This window comes from Pantoea phyllosphaerae, from assembly GCF_051025595.1.
Classification (GTDB): domain Bacteria; phylum Pseudomonadota; class Gammaproteobacteria; order Enterobacterales; family Enterobacteriaceae; genus Pantoea.
In genome coordinates this window covers 137,984-156,683 of sequence record NZ_JBPFDE010000004.1, presented here as the reverse complement: position 1 = coordinate 156,683, position 18,700 = coordinate 137,984, and the positions used below count along the sequence as shown (strand labels likewise).

Genomic DNA, 18,700 nt, shown 5'->3' with positions numbered 1-18,700 from the left:
GATAGCCGTAAGAGGTTACGATGAGTCAAAACGTATATCAATTTATCGACCTGCAGCGCGTTGACCCGCCAAAGAAGCCGCTGAAAATTCGTAAAATTGAGTTTGTCGAAATTTATGAGCCCTTCTCTGACAGCCAGGTAAAGGCGCAGGCCGATCGCTGTCTCTCGTGCGGCAACCCTTACTGCGAGTGGAAGTGCCCGGTTCATAACTACATTCCTAACTGGCTGAAGCTGGCGAACGAAGGCCGCATTATCGAAGCGGCGGAGCTGTCGCATCAGACCAACAGCCTGCCGGAAGTGTGCGGACGCGTCTGCCCGCAGGATCGTCTGTGCGAAGGCTCTTGCACCCTGAATGATGAGTTTGGTGCGGTCACCATCGGCAATATCGAGCGCTACATCAACGATAAAGCGATGGAGATGGGCTGGCGTCCCGATATGTCGCACGTTAAACCGACCGGCAGGCGCGTGGCGATTATCGGCGCGGGTCCGGCGGGCCTCGCCTGCGCGGACGTGCTGACGCGCAACGGCGTCAAAGCGGTGGTTTACGATCGCCATCCGGAAATCGGCGGCCTGCTGACCTTCGGCATCCCGTCGTTTAAGCTGGAAAAAGAGGTGATGATCAAGCGCCGCGAACTCTTTACCGGGATGGGCATTGAGTTTCAGCTGAATACAGAAGTGGGCCGCGACGTGCAGATGAGCGACCTGCTAAACAGCTATGACGCCGTCTTCCTGGGCGTCGGCACCTACCAGTCAATGCGCGGTGGTCTGGAAAACGAAGATGCGCCGGGCGTCTATGACGCGCTGCCGTTCCTGATCGCCAACACGAAGCATACGATGGGCTTTGCGCAGCAGGAGGAACAGCCTTACATCAGTATGGAAGGCAAGCGCGTCGTGGTGCTGGGTGGCGGCGATACCGCGATGGACTGCGTACGTACCTCAATCCGTCAGGGTGCGACGCACGTTACCTGCGCCTACCGCCGCGACGAAGCCAACATGCCGGGCTCGAAGCGCGAGGTGAAAAACGCGCGTGAAGAGGGCGTGGAGTTCCAGTTCAACGTGCAGCCGCTGGGCGTCGAAATCAACGCCAGCGGTCGCGTCAGCGGCGTCAAAGTGGCGCGCACCGAGATGGGCCAGCCGGATGCGGCAGGACGTCGCCGCGCGGAAATCGTGCCGGGCTCCGAGCATGTGCTGCCCGCAGACGCGGTCGTCATGGCATTCGGCTTCCGTCCGCACAAAATGGAGTGGCTGGCCGACTTCAGCGTAGAGCTGGACGGTCAGGGACGCATTATCGCGCCGGAACAGGCTGAAAGCGCCTTCCAGACCAGCAACCCGAAAATCTTCGCCGGCGGCGATGCGGTGCGCGGTTCAGATCTGGTGGTGACGGCGATTGCTGAAGGGCGTAAAGCCGCCGAAGGCATCATGGACTATCTGGAAGTGTAAGGTTCACACAGCAACAAAAAAGCCGGCTATCGCAGCCGGCTTTTTTACAGGTTATTTCACCACCCGCAGCGACGGGCGATTGCCGCGCGGCGGCGGATCGTCATCCGGTGAGGGATCGTCTTCGCTGGCGTCGTCCGGGCGGTCGCCATCGATCACAGACATCACCGGATCGACCGGCGTCTCTTCGACCTCCTGCGCACCCAGCTCGTAGGCGGGTTCTGGCTCAAACATCGTGCCCGCGCCGTTTTCACGCGCGTAGATTGCCAGAATAGCGGCCATCGGCACGGAGACCTGGCGCGGCACGCCGCCGAAACGCGCGTTGAAGCGCACTTCGTCGTTACCGAGTTCCAGGTTGCCGACCGCACGCGGCGCAATATTCAGCACAATCTGTCCATCGCGCGCGTATTCCAGCGGCACCTGAACCCCTTCCAGATTGATGTCGACCACCAGATGCGGCGTAAGCTGGTTGTCGAGCAGCCAGTCATAGAACGCGCGAAGCAGGTAAGGACGGCGGGCTGAGAGTTGCGACATTTCCATAGGTTAGCCCCGGGCTTGCAGGCGCATTTCACGTTCCGCTTCCGTCAGAGAAGCGAGGAAAGAGTCACGCTCAAATACGCGATTCATATAGCCTTTCAGCTCTTTCGATCCAGCGCCAGCCAGATCAATGCCCATTGACGGCAAACGCCACAGCAGCGGTGCGAGGTAGCAGTCCACCAGGCTAAACTCTTCGCTCATAAAGAACGGCGTGCGGGCGAACAGCGGCGCAATCGCCAGCAGCTCTTCGCGCAGCTGTTTGCGTGCGGCTTCCGCTTCCTGGCCGCTGCTTTTTTCGATGATGTGCATCAGGCTATACCAGTCCTGCTCGACGCGGTGCATCATCAGACGGCTTTCGCCGCGCGCAACCGGATAGACCGGCATCAGCGGCGGATGCGGGAAACGCTCGTCCAGATACTCCATGATGATACGGGATTCATACAGCGTCAGTTCGCGATCTACCAGCGTCGGCACAGTGCGATACGGGTTGAGGTCAATCAGATCCTGCGGCAGGTTATCCATTTCGACCTGCTCGATCTCTACACTAACGCCTTTTTCAGCCAGTACGATGCGTACCTGATGGCTGAAAATGTCAGTAGGACCGGAAAACAGCGTCATTACCGAACGTTTGTTGGCAGCGACAGCCATGAAAACCTCCAAGTTTGTTCACAAAAAGTTACTGCGAATAGCCAACCACACGGCGACTCACCTGCTCAATCGTTCGCTCACAGCCCGCGTTAGATCTGTCTTTCCGACATCCTGAGGGTTGACCGACATCACACGCCGACTGATGGGCGCAAAGTGACACAGAGTTTACCAGATTTTGGGCAGCTTGTGGGCGAGGATTCGAGATTTGCGGGGAATTTGCGAGCAGCGCGGGGGTTTTACGCGTTTTTTGACGTGATGGGCCAGGAAATAAAAAACCCGCCGAAGCGGGTTTTTTGTGCCAATCGCAGCAGCCGAAGCCGCAAACAATTAACGCTTGGAGAACTGCGGACGACGGCGTGCTTTACGCAGACCGACTTTCTTACGTTCAACCTGACGTGCGTCACGGGTAACGAAGCCCGCTTTACGCAGTTCAGCACGCAGAGATTCGTCGTACTCCATCAGAGCGCGGGTGATGCCGTGACGGATCGCACCTGCCTGACCAGAAATACCACCACCTTTAACGGTGACGTACAGATCGAATTTACCAACCAGGTCCAGCAGCTCCAGCGGCTGACGAACGACCATGCGGGCAGTTTCGCGACCGAAATACTGCTCCAGAGAACGTTGGTTGATAACGATGTTGCCACTGCCCGGCTTGATAAATACGCGAGCGGTAGAGCTTTTGCGGCGACCAGTGCCGTAGTTTTGAGTTTCAGCCATTGCCTGTAATCCCGATTAAATGTCAAGAACTTGCGGTTGCTGTGCCGCATGGGTGTGCTCGTTGCCCGCGTAAACTTTCAGCTTACGGAACATTGCACGGCCCAGCGGGCCCTTCGGCAGCATGCCTTTAACCGCGATTTCAATCACACGCTCAGGACGGCGAGCAATCATCTCTTCAAAGGTCGCCTGTTTGATACCACCGATGTGGCCAGTGTGGTGATAGTAAATCTTGTCAGTACGCTTGTTGCCAGTAACGGCGACTTTGTCAGCGTTCAGAACGATGATGTAATCACCAGTATCAACGTGCGGAGTGTATTCCGCTTTATGCTTACCACGCAGACGGCGCGCCAGTTCAGTCGCCAGGCGACCCAAGGTTTTGCCAGTTGCGTCAACAACATACCAGTCACGCTGTACGGTTTCTGGTTTAGCTGTAAAAGTTTTCATCGAAAAGCTTACCCAAATTAAGTTACACGTTGGTGAAAACCCAAACGCTTAAGTAAACGGTTGAGGCTCACACGACCATTTTGACCAGCAAGCCCACCCCTTCGGATAGAGTTACCGGAGCACAACGGATTCGGGAAATAAATCCAGTTGCTGTAACGTGGGGTCGCAAGATTATAGAGAAGTCGATTGCAAAAATCGAACCCTATTTGATCTTTTTCTTGCGCGCCCTTAAGGCAGATGCGGCAGCCGCAGATACTCCTCGCTCTGCATCTCCTGCAGGCGCGACAGGCAGCGCTGATACTCAAATTTCAGTCGCGTACCCTGATAGATTTCGAACAGCGACGTTTCCGCCGCGACCACCAGTTTGACGTGGCGCTCGTAGAACTCATCCACCAGCGCCAGAAAGCGGCGCGCCTGATCTTCGGTTTTATAAATCATTACCGGTACGTCGTAGAGCAGCACGCTGTGGAAACGGCGCGACAGCTCAATATAGTCATGCTGGCTGCGCCCTTCTCCGCACAGCGTCAGGAAGTCGATCGCCAGCACCCCTTCGCTGACGCCCAGCGTCGCCATCTGGCGGTGGTTAATCTCCAGCACCGGCGCATCATCGCGCGCGCTGCCCGCCAGCGCCTTAAACATGCGCTCCATTTCGGCGTGCGTCGCCTCGTTCAGCGGCGAGTTCCACAGATGCGCCGAGGTCAGGGTGCGCAGCCGGTAGTCAATGCCGGCATCGACGTTCATCACGTCGCAGTGCTGTTTAATTTGCTCAATTGCCGGCAGAAAACGCGCGCGCTGCAGGCCGTTGCGGTAAAGATCGTCTGGCGGAATGTTCGAGGTTGCCACCAGCGTAATGCCGCGCGCGAACAGCGCTTCCATCAGGGTGCCGAGCAGCATGGCGTCGGTAATATCTGAGACAAAAAACTCGTCGAAGCAGAGAATGTCAGTTTCGGCTTTAAAGCGGTCGGCGATAATGAGCAGCGGATCGCTCTCTCCCTGCAGCTGGGTTAGCTCTTCATGCACGCGCAGCATAAAGCGATGGAAGTGCAGGCGCAGCTTGCGGTTGCCAGGAATAGACTGAAAAAACAAATCCATGACCCAGGTTTTGCCGCGTCCTACGCCGCCCCACATATAGAGGCCGCGCACCGGCGCCTGCACGTCGGTTTTCTCTTTGCCCATCAGTCGGGAGAGGCGGCCAAATAGTCCTTTGCCGCTGGCGGGCGGTTCGGGCTGACGCGCGAGTAAGGCCCGCTGAACGGCGTCCAGTCGGGTGATGGCATCGCGTTGTACATCATCGGGTTTAAAGTCGCCCTGCGACAGCGCTTGCTCATAGCGCGCAAGCGGAGATGAGGTTTGCATTGGTTCTCTCAGAATCCCTGAAAAGGTCTTATTCACAGATCGGTTGATGAAAAAAAGGCCGCTCTACACTAAGGCATGCCGCCTCAGAGTTCCACATCCATAAGATTAACGGGTATAGTGACTATTATTGAAATGGTGGATGCCCTACAAACAACGGAAATTACATGGGAGTCATTATGACCTGGGAATACGGGTTAATTGGTTTAGTCATTGGCATTATTGTCGGCGCGGTTGCCATGCGTTTCGGTAATAAAAAACTGCGCGAGCAGCGCAGCATGCAGTACGAGCTGGAGAAGTCCAAAGCAGAGCTGGCGGACTACCGCGAAGAGCTGACCAACCACTTCGCGCAGAGCGCCGAGCTGCTGGACAACATGGCGCGCGATTACCGCCAGCTCTATCAGCACATGGCGAAAGGATCGAACGATCTGCTGCCGAACCTGCCGGGCGAGAAAAACCCTTTTGCCTATCAGCTGACCGAAGCGGAAGCGGATAACGATCAGGCACCCGTCCAGATCCCGCGCGACTACTCCGAAGGCGCCTCTGGCCTGCTGCGTGGCGAACGCGCCGCGCGCGACTAGTCTTATTGGGGCGTAATCCGGTTGCGCCCCGCATTTTTGCGAACCCAAACCCTGAATCAGCTGTCACATACGTTTACTCCCCACTTTTCGCAGCGAGAGCGTTCTAGCAATGAAAAAACAAGCACGTCTGTTAAGCGCATTAGCCTTGAGTATCGGAATGAGCCTGGCCGCCACGCCTGCGGCGATGGCGACCTTGCCCGCGCAGATTCAGGGCCAGCCGTTGCCGAGCCTGGCGCCGATGCTGGAAAAAGTGTTGCCGGCGGTGGTCAGCGTCCATGTTGAAGGCACGGAAACCGCCAGCCAGGCGCAGGATATTCCGGAGCCGTTAAAACGCTTCTTCGGCCAGGGGCCTGGCGGCGATCAGGCACAGCCGTTCGAAGGCCTGGGCTCCGGCGTGATTATCGACGCCGCTAAAGGTTATATCCTGACCAATAACCACGTGGTCAACGGTGCGGACAAAATCAGCGTGCAGCTTGGCGACGGCAGCGAATATGACGCGAAGCTGATCGGTCATGACGAACAGACCGATATCGCGCTGATTCAGGTCGAAGGGGCGAAAAACCTGACGCAGGTGAAAATCGCCGACTCCGATCAGCTAAAAGTGGGCGACTTTGCGGTGGCGATCGGCAACCCGTTCGGGCTGGGTCAGACCGCGACCTCCGGCATCATCTCTGCGCTGGGTCGCAGCGGACTAAACCTCGAAGGGCTGGAGAACTTTATCCAGACCGACGCGGCAATTAACCGCGGCAACTCCGGCGGCGCGCTGGTTAATCTCAACGGCGAACTGATCGGCATCAACACCGCGATTCTGGCATCGAGCGGCGGCAATATCGGCATCGGCTTTGCGATTCCGAGCGACATGGCGATGAACCTGGCGCAGCAGCTGATTAAATATGGCGAAGTGAAGCGCGGTCAGCTCGGCATCAAAGGCACCGAGATGACGGCGGATATCGCCAAGGCGTTTAACGTCGATGCACAGCGCGGCGCGTTCGTCTCGGAAGTGCTGCCGCAGTCCGCCGCGCAGAAAGCGGGCATCAAGTCAGGCGATATTATCACCTCGATTAACGACAAGCCGATCACCAGCTTTGCCGAGCTGCGTGTGAAAGTGGGCACGACCGCGCCAGGCGAGAAAGTGAAGCTTGGCCTGTTGCGTGACGGCAAGCCGCTTTCGGTAGAGGTGACGCTGGAGCAAAGCGCACAGTCCACGGCCAGCGCGCAGCTCATGTCCCCTGCGCTGCAGGGCGCGATGCTGAGCGACGGCGCGACCAAAACCGGCGACAAGGGCGTGAAGATCGACAGCATTGAAAAAGGCACCCCGGCTGAGCAGGTCGGTCTGCAGAAAGACGATGTGATTGTCGGCGTTAACCGCACGCGCGTCACCAGCCTGGCTGAAATGCGCAAAGTGCTGGAAGGCAAACCGCCGGTGCTGGCGCTGAACGTGGTGCGCGGCGACGAGTCTATCTACCTGCTGCTGCGTTAATTCCTGCTACAGGCGAACAACACAAGCGCGTGTTTGTTCGCCTTTCTCGTGCTATTCTGCCCTGCGATCTCCCCCTGGCGTAAGTTAACACCATGTTTCCTAAACTTTTGCGTTCAGTGGTGCTGGGCCTGATTGTCGCCGGCATTTTGCTTGCGGCCCTGCCCGCACTGCGTATGGGCGGCACCAGCGCCCTTCTCGACCGTGACGACAGCGAAGACCAGACGCCTTTCAGCTTTAACGCCGGCGTCCGCCGCGCCGTGCCTGCGGTGGTCAACGTCTACAACCGTAGCGCCCACGGCGGCAATAATAATCGCGGCATCACTACGCTCGGTTCCGGCGTGATCATGAACGCCAAAGGTTATATCCTGACCAACAAGCATGTGATTAATAACGCCGATCAGATTATCGTGGCGCTGCAGGATGGGCGCTTTTTTGAGGCCAATCTGGTCGGCTCCGACGCCATGACCGATCTGGCGGTGCTGAAAATTACCGCGTCCAGCCTGCCGGTGATCCCAATTAACCCGCACCGCGTGCCGCATATCGGTGACGTGGTGATGGCGATCGGCAACCCTTATAACCTCGGACAAACCGTTACGCAGGGCATTATCAGCGCCACGGGCCGCGTCGGCCTGAGTTCATCAGGACGCCAGAACTTCCTGCAGACCGACGCCTCAATCAACCAGGGCAACTCGGGCGGCGCGCTGATTAACTCGCTGGGCGAGCTGATGGGCATCAATACCCTGACCTTTGATAAAAGCAATGACGGCGAAACGCCGGAAGGCATTGGCTTCGCCATCCCGACCGCGCTGGCGAGCAAGATTATGGATAAGCTGATCCGCGACGGCCGCGTTATCCGCGGCTATATCGGCATTACCGGACGCGAGCTGCCTGCGCTGCACAACCAGGGCAGCGGCATCGATCACGTGCAGGGCATTATCGTCAGCGTGGTGACGCCGGACGGACCGGCGGAAAAAGCGGGCATCCAGGTCAACGACGTGCTGCTGAGCGTGAACGGCAAGCCAGCCCTCTCCGCGCAGGAGACGATGGATCAGGTGGCGGAGATCCGCCCAGGCTCAGTGATTAAAGTCGAAGTGCTGCGCAACGATCGGAAGCTGACGCTGCCGGTGACCATTCAGGAGTTTCCCGACAGTGGGAATTAACCGAACGTCTTTCCGGCCGCACCGGCATTAAAACGCGGGTAGCGGGAACCGAAGAGCAAAGCGTCCCGCGACAGGGATGTCGCGGGCCGAGCGCGCATGGATGCCTTGAGCGACTTTGCGATCGGTTCCCGCTACTCGCGTAATCGCCCTGCCCAGAAGAAAGCGTCCCGCTATCTTGTTTAGCTGCGATCCACCGGAAAAGCGATAACCTCGCTCAGCGAATCCGCCTTCAGCGCCAGCATAATCAAACGATCCACCCCCAGCGCCACGCCGGAACAGGCGGGCATGCCGTGCGCCAGCGCATCCAGCAGATAAGTGTCGACCGGATGCTGCGGCAGTCCGCGCGCCGCGCGCCGCCGGTTATCCTGCTCAAAGCGCTGACGCTGCTCGCGGCTGTCGGTCAGCTCGCGGAAGCCGTTCGCCAGCTCAACGCCTTTATAGTAGACCTCGAAACGCTCCGCGACGCGGTGATCCTCGGTGCTGATTTCGGCCAGCGCCGCCTGGCTGGCGGGAAAATGATAAACGAAGGCTGGCTTATCGATGCCGATCTTCGGCTCCACGCCCAGCATAAACAGCAGCATCAGCAGGGTATCGCGATCCTCTTCGCGGTTCGCCAGCTCGCCCTCGCCCAGCTTCTCCGCCGCTTCGCGCAGCTGCGCTTTATCGGCCGATAGCGGGTCGAGATCGAGATAGCGAATAAATGCCTGCTGGTAGGAGAGCGACTCCGCGCTGTCGCACTCCAGCACCTGCTGCAGCAAATCGTCTACCTCGTTCATCAGGCGATACATATCGTAATGCGGGCGATACCACTCCAGCATGGTGAATTCAGGATTATGGTGGCGCCCCGCCTCTTCATTGCGAAAACAGCGGCTCATCTGATAGATGGGCCCGCTGCCTGCCGCCAGCAGACGCTTCATATGATATTCCGGGCTGGTCATCAGCCAGAGATCGCGTCCCTGCGTCGCGCCGGGACCGACAAAGCGCGTCTGAAAGGGCACCAGATGGATATCGGTGACGGTCGCCTGGCTCATCGCTGGCGTATCGACCTCAAGGACGCCGCGATCGGCAAAGAAACGTCGAATTTCCGCGAGAATAGCGGCACGTTTCAACAAATTGGCAATGGGTGCGCTCGGCTGCCAGCTTGCCGTTTCGCTCATGGTGATGACTCCTTATACAAATAAGGGGTGGAAGTCTACCTGCATTGTTTCCGGCAGACAATCAGCCGTCCTGAGCCAGAGAAAAATCGCAGCGGCAACTATACTTACTCTGTTCAACCACAAAGGAATCGCTTATGTCCCCATGGAAAACCTTCATCGCAGGCCTGGGCTCAATGCTGTCAGTAGCCTGCTCTACCACGCCGCCGAAAAACGTTACCGTCGTCGAAGGGTTCGACAGCCAGCGCTATCTTGGCACCTGGTATGAGATCGCGCGACTCGATCACCGCTTCGAGCGCGGCCTGGAACAGGTCACGGCGACCTACAGCCCGCGCGACGACGGCGGCCTTAAGGTGATCAACCGCGGCTACAAACCGCAAAAGCAGAAATGGCAGGAGAGCGTAGGTAAGGCGTACTTTACCGGCGACCCGCAGCGCGCCGCGCTAAAAGTCTCTTTCTTCGGCCCCTTCTACGGCGGCTATAACGTTATCGCGCTGGACAAGGATTACCGCTATGCGCTGGTGTGCGGTCCGAATCGTCACTATTTATGGATTCTCTCGCGCACGCCGCAGCTGGATGAGGGCGTGAAGCAGAAGCTGGTGGAACAGGCGCGGCAGGCCGGTTTCCCGGTCGAGGATCTGATTTGGGTTAAGCAGAAATAACCGGTACGACAGGATCGTACCGGCTTGAAGATATTACTGCGCGGTACGCTGAATAGCCTGGCCGCCCGCTTCTACGTCTTCGCCGACACCACGCGTGGTATTACAGGCGGACAGCAGAGAAGAGAGCACCAGCACTGAGAAAATCGCAACAATACTTTTCTTTAACATGGCAATATCCTTTTTGTGGTTGCAGTCAAGTACAGCGCTTTAAGCATAGACCGCTTATGGCTAAACGTACTGAAACACACCGAAAAAAGGTTATTGGGCGGAACGCTTTGCCGCGCACGGAATGGCGCAGCAGGGTGGATATCATCTTCGTCGCGGCCATGAAAAGTCTTGCAGGCGCGCTGAGATGAAAAAGGCGCATCTCAGGATGCGCCTTCGCACTTATTTTACGCGTGAAACGTATTCGCCAGAGCGGGTGTCCACTTTAACCACTTCGCCAATCTGAACGAACAGCGGCACTTTAACCACGGCGCCGGTCGCCAGTTTAGCAGGCTTGCCGCCGGTACCAGCGGTATCGCCCTTCAGGCCCGGGTCGGTCTCAATCACTTCCGCTTCGATAAAGTTCGGCGCCTGAACGGCGATGGCTTTGTTGTTCCACAGAGTAACGATACACTCTGCGTTGTCCTGCAGCCACTTCTGCACGTCTTCCAGCACTTTCGACTCAACCTGGTACTGTTCGAAGGTTTCCGGATGCATAAAGTAGAAGAAGTCGCCGTCGTTGTAAGAGTACTGCAGCGTCATATCAATAACGTCCGCGCCTTCAGCCGAATCGGTAGACTTGAAGGTTTTCTCAACGCGCGTGCCGGTCAGCAGACGACGCATTTTAACGCGTGCGAATGCCTGGCCTTTACCTGGCTTAACAAACTCGCTGGATTCGATGGCGTAAGGTTCGCCTTCGAACATGATTTTAAGACCGGAACGAAAATCGTTGCTAAGATAAGTCGCCATAAAGGCCCTCTGTAAATATTGAACTGGTAATAGCCAAAAAAATGGCACACATTGTAACCCTAAAAACCCCTTCCAGAGAAGATTGGTTGCAGCAACTTGCTGATGTTGTCACCGAACCTGATGAATTATTGCGACTTTTAGGCCTTGAACACCATGCGGAACTGGCCGCTGGTCGCGATGCCCGTCAGCTTTTCGCGCTGCGCGTGCCACGCGCCTTTATCGCGCGCATGACGCCTGGGGATGCGCAGGATCCTCTGCTGCTGCAGGTGCTTACTCAGCGCGAGGAGTTTGTCCAGGCTCCTGGCTACAGCGCCGACCCGCTCGACGAGCAGAGCAGCGTGGTGCCGGGCTTATTGCATAAATACAGAAATCGCGCGCTCCTGCTGGTCAAAGGCGGCTGTGCGGTTAACTGCCGCTACTGCTTCCGCCGACACTTTCCCTATCAGGATAACCCTGGCAATAAGCGCAGCTGGCAAACGGCTATCGACTATATCGCCGCCCATCCTGAACTGGACGAAATCATCTTCTCCGGCGGCGATCCGCTCATGGCGAAAGATCATGAACTGGCGTGGCTGATTGAGGCGCTGGCGCAGATCCCCCACCTCAAACGACTGCGTATCCACAGCCGCCTGCCGGTGGTGATTCCGGCGCGCATTACGGACGGGCTGTGTCGGATGCTGGCGGAAACGCGCCTGCAGGTATTGATGGTGACCCATATCAACCATGCGCAGGAGATCGACGCTTCGCTGGTCGCCGCGATGCAGCAGCTGAAGCGGGCCGGCGTAACCCTGCTTAACCAGAGCGTGCTGCTGCGCGGCGTCAACAACGACGCTCAGGCGCTCGCCAAACTCAGCAACGCGCTGTTCGATGCGGGCATTCTGCCCTACTACCTGCACGTTCTGGATAAGGTGCAGGGCGCAGCGCACTTTTACGTTTCCGATGAAGAGGCGCGCGCGCTGGTACGCACGCTGCTGACGCAGGTGTCCGGCTATATGGTGCCGAAGCTGGCGCGAGAAATTGGCGGCGAGCCGAGCAAAACGCCGCTCGACCTGCAGCTGCGTCAGGAATAGTATTTCCAGCAGCGGGCAGCAACCCGCTTTTAACAGGCGCTCACAAACAAGGATGTATGTATGCCAAAGATACTGGTGGTCGATGATCATCCGGCTATCTGCTTTGCTGCAAAAGCAGTGCTGGAACATGAAAAAGATTTTGAAGTTGTTACCTCGCATGGTGGCCAGCTATTGAATCTCATTCGCCAGCATGCGCCGCAGCTTCTTATCCTGGATATTGCGCTGGATAACGAGGACGGCCTGCTGCTGATTCCGCGCATTCGTCAGCATTATCCTGAATGTAAAATATTAATTCACAGTGGTTTATCTGTTCATCTCTATGCCGAGCGAGCATTACGTGCGGGCGCTGAAGGTTTTATCAGTAAGCAAACCTCGCTAAATGATTTGCTCCCCGCATGTCATTTAATTCTGAAGGGCTATGTTCTTTTTCCTGCGCAGAGCTTTACCTTGCCGCATACCGTAAAATATGGTGACAGACAGGCATTTCTCGCCGCGCTGTCTAATCGCGAGCTGGTTGTTTTGCGTCTTTTTCAGGAAGGCAAAACCAATAAAGCTATCGCAGAGCAGCTAACGCTAAGCCACAAAACGATCAGTACCTACAAGGCGCGCATTCTGGATAAAAGCGCAGCGACTTCATTTGACCAGCTGATCGTCTGGCTGCAAGGGGATTCACACGCTAAATGAGAATCCTTGTACTGCTTATGCTGCTGTGGTGCGCGGTTTCGCAGGCTAAGGAGAATCGCGAACTGCTGGCCCATACGTCGTTTTCCCTTAGCAATCCTGGCCTGAGCCAGCGGGAATGGCAGTGGATAAATAGTAGAAAGACGCTGCGATATGCTGCATGGAGGCCGGTTAAACCCCCTTTTGAGCTTATTTCCGGACGTCAGGACTATAGCGGCATCGTTGCCGACTACCTGGGCATTATCACAGCCAGCCTGCACATTCCTGTAACGATAACGTTTTACGCCAGTAAAGAAGAGGCGCTCCAGGCGCTGAAGCTGGGTACAGCCGACATTATTGCTTTTGCTCAGCCCGTCTCATCCTTTTCTGGTCTGACGCTCAGTCGGCCCTGGACGTCGTCGCCGTCGGTCGTCGTCAGCCGGAGCAAGCATAAGCAACAGGCTGGCAGCGCGCTGCGAGTCGGCATTGATCAAGATGATGCTCGTTTGACTGAGAAAAAAAACGATTTTCCTGCCGCTCGCTGGATTCCTTTTAAATATCCGCGTCAGGCGCTTGAAGCGCTGGCATTCGGCAACCTCGATTTTTATCTTGGCAGCCAGGTCACGACGCAGTACCTGATTAATCTGGAAAATTTGCAACAGCTGGATGTACAGATACGCAGCAATGTTCCCCCACTGACGTTCTCTTTTGCCGCTATACGCGAACAGCGTACCTGGATCACCATCATCGATAAATTGATGGCGCATATCCCGCAAGCTACGCATCTGGAAATTCAGCAACGCTGGGGAGGTGACAACTTGCGCCATAGTCAGTCTCCTGCGCTACTAAGCTCGCTGGAAAAAAAGTGGCTGAGCCAGAATCAGCGAATCAACGTTGTTGTTCCTGAAAACAACTTTCCCGTTAGCTATTTTGATCGTCGCGGTCAGTTAAAAGGCATTGTTGCTGATTTACTGGCATTGATGCAGCAGCGTATCGGCGTTGAGTTTGTCATTAACCGTAAGCCCTACCCGGCTGATGCTCTGGCGTCGGTGAAGAAAGGTGAAAGTCAGCTTATGGCCGCAACGTCACTGTATAGTGCCCAGCAGCACGACCTGCTGACCTCACGCGTGCTGCTCTACTCATCGCGCGTTCAGGTTGTCCGCCGCCAGGCGCTGTCTGCGGGCATCCCCCGGCGTCTGGCTTTTTTGTATGGCCAACAGAACGAGGACAAATTGCATCAGTACTACCCCGGCAGCCAGCTCACAGGCGTGCATAGCTGGCGACAGGGGCTGGATAAGATCGTTAAAGGAGAAGCGGATGCGATGGTCATGCCGCTAATTATCGGCGGCCCCCTGGTCGCCGAACACTATGACCGACAGCTGAAGATGACCCAAGGTCAGTGGTCTGAACCGCTGCGCATGGTAATGGCAACCGCCAAGAATGACTATACACTGGCCAGCATACTGGATAAGACGCTGATGAGCCTGCCGCCTGAAGAGTTGAATGCGATTATCAGTAAACGCCGCAAACCACCCGCCCCCCTCACCCGGGCCGGAATTCCTAGCGCCGTTCCCGCGTGGCTGCCGCTAGTGACAATGCTTCCTTTCCTCGGTATTGCCTGCTGGCTGTTCTGGCTATGGCGGCAACAGCATAAAGCGCTCCAGCTGGCTCATCAACGCGCGCAACAGCAAAGTACCTTTATAACCATACTGAGCCATGAAATGCGTAACTCTGTCAGTGCGGTCAATGGCGTACTGGAGCTATTGCGCCAGCAGCTGCCTTTTGAGAGCACCGAACAGCTGTCGTTGCAAATCGCACATGAAGCCGCAGGATCGCTACTCAGCCTCACTAATGACATGCTGGACCTCACCCGACTGGAGACGAACCGGCTGATTTTACGACCTGAGGCTCTGTCGCTACGCGCGCTGCTTGAGTCTGTTGCAGCGGTCTACGAACGTATCGCGTGTCAGAAAAAATTGCGGCTGCGGCTACTGCTCGATACAACGCTGAACCGCAAAGTGCTGGCCGATCCGATTCGCCTGCGGCAAATTCTGGATAACCTGCTTGGGAATGCAGTGAAATTTACTCACAGCGGCGATATCAGGCTGGAGACGCAATGTAATGTCATATCAAATAACAGGCTCCACCTGACGGTATACATAAAAGACAGTGGCGAAGGAATGGATGAGGCCACCTGCCAGCGCCTGTTTCATCCTTTTACACAGGGGACACAAACAGGAAATGTGCAGGGAAGCGGTATGGGACTCTATATTTCCCGTTCTCTGGCACGCATGATGGGCGGTGATATCCAGCTACAAAGCCGGCCGGGAGAAGGCTCGGTATTTAGCCTGACTCTTCAACTCATTATGTTAGACGAACCTGACTTCGACATTCCAGCCGCCGTCCTCCCTACCCAACTGGCAGCCAGCAAAGAGCAAAAGCTGTGCATACTTATCGTTGATGATCAACCCGCAAATCGTTTTTTGCTGCTGCATCAGCTGCGCTGGTTGGGTCATGAGGCGATTGAGTGTGAAGAGGCCAGCCTTGCGGGCGAGCTGGTGCAGCAGCATCATCCGCAGCTAGTGATCACCGATCGCTGTATGCCGCAGCAGGGCGGATTTGAACTGACCCAAAACCTGAAAAGTCGCTGGCCTGAGCTGATTATTTGGGGTATTTCAGCGGAGTGGGAAGCGCCAGCCCTGGAAGCTGCGGCTGAGGCTGGCATGACGGCCTGTTTATCCAAACCGTTAACGCTGGAAATCTTACAGCAGCATCTCTCCTGCCTGGAGCAACCGGCGCCCAAACTCTGGTCGCCTGCAGCGCTCCCCTCTGCGCTTCTTAACGACGCTAACCTGACCCCGTTTCTCATGATGCAAATCAGTGCGCTGGATGAAGCGCTTGGCCACATCGCCAGCTGGCAGCGTAGCGGTCAGCCTGAGTTATCTCCGACGCTGCACCGTTTATATGGCGGCATGGTATTGCTTGGCGCAACGAGAATAGCCTCTCTTTGCCAGCGTCCCTATAGCCAGCCTGAAGAGCTGGATGAGCTAATTGAAGCCGCACAGGCATTGCGTCAGGAGCTGAGCAGGACTACAAAACATAGCGACAATCCTACAGCAAAGTGAGTCGGCTCGTACATTGAGCCGCCTCGTCCTGCCTCCTATTATCTCGCTCACCAGAGGACGCCAGGGTGGCCCTCGGAGCGAACTTAATCAGGAGCATGACGATGAAAAAATCAACGGCTGTAGCACTCACTCTTATTATGGCAATGGGCGCGGCGAGCGCGGCGCAGGCGTCGGTGGCATACTGTACTGCTATCAACAGCGCCAAACTGAAAAAAGAAATCAGCATGGCGACGAAATTTGGCAACACAGCCAAAGCCGCTGCGCTGGAACAAGCGCTGGCGAACATTGAAACTACCTGCGCCGCAAAAGAGCTGAGCGAAGCCCAGCAGAAAGTCACCAAACTGGAGAAAAAGCTGGTTAAAGCGCAGGGCGATTTAGCTGAAGCGCAGGCGGATTTGCAGAAAGCTCAGGCTCAGGGCAAAACCAGCAAAATCGTAAAATACCAGAACAAGATTGCTGAAAAACAAGCCAAAATTGAACAAATCACGGCTGAGCTGGAACAGGCGCGCGCGACGCTCGCATCGCTGAATAGCTAATCCCCCGCGTTCGACTTGTCAAAACGGAAGCTATCGCTTCCGTTTTTTATAATTCATGAGAATGGCACATCTCTTCCTCTTACTTTGCCTGCTCTTTTGCAGCCTGCCTGCCTGTGCTGAAGAAAAAACAGACCTTTACGTTAACCAGCATTACAAAGGCAGGATCACGCTTAAACAGGTGAAGCGGCGTCCCTGTCTTACGCGTGAACTGCTTGAAGAGTGGGGCATCACGTCGACAATGTCAGATCAACCCATCTGGACATCACAGGGTTGTCTGAACCCGCAATCTCCTGCCCTCGCCGGCCAGATCTTTCGCTATCGACCTGAACTCCACATGCTGATCCTGACGCTGCCGGAAGAATGGTTCACGCCGCAGTCCGGCGGTGTTACGACCAGCCGCTGGGATGACGGTATCAATGCCCTATTTACCAGCTATAGCCTGAACGTTGATCGTGAGCGTGCATTGAGCGAGTGGGATGAAGGTGGAGAAAGCATGACGCTGGATTTTAGCAGCGGTCTCAATGTTGGTCCCTGGCGACTGCGCTACAAAAACAATATCTGGCGCGATCCCAGCGATCACGGTTCCAGTACGCGATCGATGGCGCTGTGGCGTAGTATTACACCGCTGCGCGCCCGCTTTACCCTTGGCGATACAACCTCTTCTGATGCCATATTCGCTTCCCTTCCGATGCGAGGCATATCGCTGGTCAGCGATGAAAGTATGTATCCTGCTAGCTGGCGACGTCAGGCTCCCTGGATAACCGGTTATGCGCGTTCAGAAGCCACCGTGACGCTCTACCAGGGCGGGATGCAAATTTATCGTACTCAGGTTAATCCCGGCCCCTTCACGATTTATGACTACCTTCCCACAACCAGCAGCACCAGCTCCACTATCACTATGCAAATTGAAGAGAGCGACGGAACTGAGCATACGCGTTTGCTCCCCTGGGTTTCCTTGCCAAACCTGGTGCATAAAAACGTGGTCAAATATGAGGCACTGGCGGGACACTATCGCCCACAATATAAAAACACCTTGCCGCAGCCAGCTTTCTGGCAAGGAACGGTTTCCGCCGGTTTAGCTGAAAATTTAACACTTTTTGGCGGCTTTCAGTCTTCGGCCGATTACTACAGCGTGGCGAGTGGTGTGGGGGTAAATATAAGAACCGACAGCACCCTGTCGCTCGACGTGACGCACGCTGTTGATAGCGGAAAAAACACACCGGCCACGGGCTCAATCTGGCGGCTACGATATGCGAAAGCCTTTTTTGCCGATAGTTTGAGCCTGAACGGCCTGGCTGCCTACTATCCGGCGGGAGGGCATTTTCATACGCTGGGCGAAAAAATCAGTCAGACAAATTATACCAGCGCCAGCCTGGACAACCGGCGCTGGCGGGCTGAACTTAATCTCAGCCGTCATTTTTCAGAAGATTCAACGCTTACGGTTGGCTGGGCACAGCAGTCAGGACTCGCGCCGGGCAGCCATACCAGAAGCGCCTCTCTTGATTTCAATACGCTCTGGCAAGACATAGACATCAGTCTGAGCGTCAGCCATAGCCGCTACGGCCATGCTTCAGCCGAAAACAGCGTAGAGCTGAGTTTAAGTTTTCCGCTCTCTTTCGGTTCCAGTTACCTTACGGCCAGCCATGTTACGAAACTGGAGCGCGCAGGTGCGGTAACACAAGGCGTTGAGCTGGATGGTACTTCCTTCAAAGATTTCAGCCTGCGATACGGTATGGGTGCCTATACGACGCGGAAAGGCAACGAGAGTCTTACCGGTAACCTGGGATACAGATATAACGCAGGGGAAGTCAATTTCAGTTTTGAAAATGGCAGCAGACAGCGGGCCCTCCACGGCGACTTAAGCGGTAGCCTGGTATGGCATGACGGGGGCATCACGGCCGGTCAAACGCTGGGAGAGACGATGGCGCTTGTGTCCATGCCGCCAGCAGCGCACGCCGGTGTCTACAATCAGTTCGGCAGTACCAGTGACGCTCAGGGCAACCTACTGGTCAGTTACATGACTCCCTGGCGCGTCAATAATATTTCTCTTGATACGTCAGGCGTGAGAAAAGAGATGACGTTTGAGGTCAGCAGACTGGAGGTGGTCCCAACGCTGGGTGCCATCGTACGGGCGAACTTTGTGCCAGCTCCCCCCATCACCCACTAGGCAGAAAAAATGT

Annotated in this window: 18 protein-coding genes; 10 read left to right on the top strand and 8 right to left on the bottom strand. The window is 56.1% G+C overall.

All coding sequences use genetic code 11. The features are described 5' to 3' along the window. Positions 1-20 precede the first annotated feature (20 nt). Positions 21-1,439 carry a glutamate synthase small subunit gene (locus ACR6A7_RS07765; RefSeq protein ID WP_434124263.1) on the top strand — a complete coding sequence of 473 codons (1,419 nt, stop codon included), beginning with the start codon at positions 21-23 and terminating at the stop codon, positions 1,437-1,439. 51 nt (positions 1,440-1,490) lie between these two features. On the opposite strand, the gene sspB is transcribed toward ACR6A7_RS07765, so the two are convergent. The 5 genes from sspB to zapE all read right to left on the bottom strand — a co-directional run bounded on the left by sspB (position 1,491) and on the right by zapE (position 5,141). Then, a complete protein-coding gene (gene sspB, locus ACR6A7_RS07760) occupies positions 1,491-1,976 on the bottom strand; it encodes a ClpXP protease specificity-enhancing factor (protein ID WP_434124262.1) in 486 nt (161 codons plus the stop codon). A gap of 3 nt (positions 1,977-1,979) precedes the next feature. Next, entirely contained in the window at positions 1,980-2,621 is a 642-nt protein-coding gene (gene sspA, locus ACR6A7_RS07755) for a stringent starvation protein SspA (RefSeq protein ID WP_033793297.1), read from the bottom strand. Positions 2,622-2,948: 327 nt separating this feature from the next. Continuing rightward, positions 2,949-3,341, bottom strand: a complete 393-nt coding sequence (rpsI, locus tag ACR6A7_RS07750; RefSeq protein ID WP_031375459.1) for a 30S ribosomal protein S9 — start codon at positions 3,339-3,341, stop codon at positions 2,949-2,951. 15 nt (positions 3,342-3,356) lie between these two features. After that, positions 3,357-3,785 (bottom strand): 50S ribosomal protein L13, encoded by a 429-nt coding sequence (gene rplM, locus ACR6A7_RS07745; protein WP_033793286.1) that lies wholly within the window; start codon positions 3,783-3,785, stop codon positions 3,357-3,359. 228 nt (positions 3,786-4,013) lie between these two features. Further along, on the bottom strand, positions 4,014-5,141 hold the full coding sequence (zapE, locus tag ACR6A7_RS07740) for a cell division protein ZapE (protein WP_434124261.1): 1,128 nt from the start codon (positions 5,139-5,141) through the stop codon (positions 4,014-4,016). 176 nt (positions 5,142-5,317) lie between these two features. Here zapE and zapG point away from each other — a divergent pair, with 176 nt between their 5' ends. From zapG to degS, 3 genes are all read left to right on the top strand, one after another. Further along, entirely contained in the window at positions 5,318-5,719 is a 402-nt protein-coding gene (zapG, locus tag ACR6A7_RS07735; protein WP_033749631.1) for a Z-ring associated protein ZapG, read from the top strand. Positions 5,720-5,828: 109 nt separating this feature from the next. Next, positions 5,829-7,199 carry a serine endoprotease DegQ gene (gene degQ, locus ACR6A7_RS07730; protein WP_434124259.1) on the top strand — a complete coding sequence of 457 codons (1,371 nt, stop codon included), beginning with the start codon at positions 5,829-5,831 and terminating at the stop codon, positions 7,197-7,199. A 92-nt stretch (positions 7,200-7,291) separates the two neighbouring features. Continuing rightward, positions 7,292-8,359, top strand: a complete 1,068-nt coding sequence (gene degS / locus ACR6A7_RS07725) for an outer membrane-stress sensor serine endopeptidase DegS (protein ID WP_434124258.1) — start codon at positions 7,292-7,294, stop codon at positions 8,357-8,359. A 179-nt stretch (positions 8,360-8,538) separates the two neighbouring features. On the opposite strand, the gene epmA is transcribed toward degS, so the two are convergent. Then, complete coding sequence (epmA, locus tag ACR6A7_RS07720) at positions 8,539-9,516, bottom strand: elongation factor P--(R)-beta-lysine ligase (protein ID WP_434124257.1); 978 nt, start codon at positions 9,514-9,516, stop codon at positions 8,539-8,541. Positions 9,517-9,650: 134 nt separating this feature from the next. Here epmA and ACR6A7_RS07715 point away from each other — a divergent pair, with 134 nt between their 5' ends. Further along, positions 9,651-10,175 carry a lipocalin family protein gene (locus tag ACR6A7_RS07715; protein WP_033749248.1) on the top strand — a complete coding sequence of 175 codons (525 nt, stop codon included), beginning with the start codon at positions 9,651-9,653 and terminating at the stop codon, positions 10,173-10,175. Positions 10,176-10,208: 33 nt separating this feature from the next. Here ACR6A7_RS07715 and ACR6A7_RS07710 read toward each other — a convergent pair whose 3' ends face one another. Beyond that, positions 10,209-10,343: an entericidin A/B family lipoprotein gene (locus ACR6A7_RS07710; protein ID WP_033749247.1), complete on the bottom strand. Its 135-nt coding sequence runs from the start codon at positions 10,341-10,343 to the stop codon at positions 10,209-10,211. Between the two features lie 219 nt (positions 10,344-10,562). Continuing rightward, on the bottom strand, positions 10,563-11,129 hold the full coding sequence (efp, locus tag ACR6A7_RS07705; RefSeq protein WP_033793280.1) for an elongation factor P: 567 nt from the start codon (positions 11,127-11,129) through the stop codon (positions 10,563-10,565). Between the two features lie 41 nt (positions 11,130-11,170). Here efp and epmB point away from each other — a divergent pair, with 41 nt between their 5' ends. From epmB to ACR6A7_RS07680, 5 genes are all read left to right on the top strand, one after another. Beyond that, the gene (gene epmB / locus ACR6A7_RS07700; protein WP_434124255.1) at positions 11,171-12,199 is read left to right on the top strand and encodes an EF-P beta-lysylation protein EpmB; all 1,029 of its coding nucleotides are present in this window, start codon (positions 11,171-11,173) and stop codon (positions 12,197-12,199) included. Between the two features lie 60 nt (positions 12,200-12,259). Beyond that, the gene (locus ACR6A7_RS07695) at positions 12,260-12,883 is read left to right on the top strand and encodes a response regulator (RefSeq protein ID WP_434124254.1); all 624 of its coding nucleotides are present in this window, start codon (positions 12,260-12,262) and stop codon (positions 12,881-12,883) included. Further along, the gene (locus ACR6A7_RS07690) at positions 12,880-15,984 is read left to right on the top strand and encodes an ATP-binding protein (RefSeq protein ID WP_434124253.1); all 3,105 of its coding nucleotides are present in this window, start codon (positions 12,880-12,882) and stop codon (positions 15,982-15,984) included. The genes ACR6A7_RS07695 and ACR6A7_RS07690 overlap by 4 nt, the downstream gene beginning before the upstream one ends. A gap of 101 nt (positions 15,985-16,085) precedes the next feature. Beyond that, the gene (locus tag ACR6A7_RS07685) at positions 16,086-16,520 is read left to right on the top strand and encodes a DUF1090 family protein (RefSeq protein WP_434124252.1); all 435 of its coding nucleotides are present in this window, start codon (positions 16,086-16,088) and stop codon (positions 16,518-16,520) included. A 61-nt stretch (positions 16,521-16,581) separates the two neighbouring features. Then, on the top strand, positions 16,582-18,687 hold the full coding sequence (locus tag ACR6A7_RS07680; protein WP_434124250.1) for a fimbria/pilus outer membrane usher protein: 2,106 nt from the start codon (positions 16,582-16,584) through the stop codon (positions 18,685-18,687). Positions 18,688-18,700 lie beyond the last annotated feature (13 nt).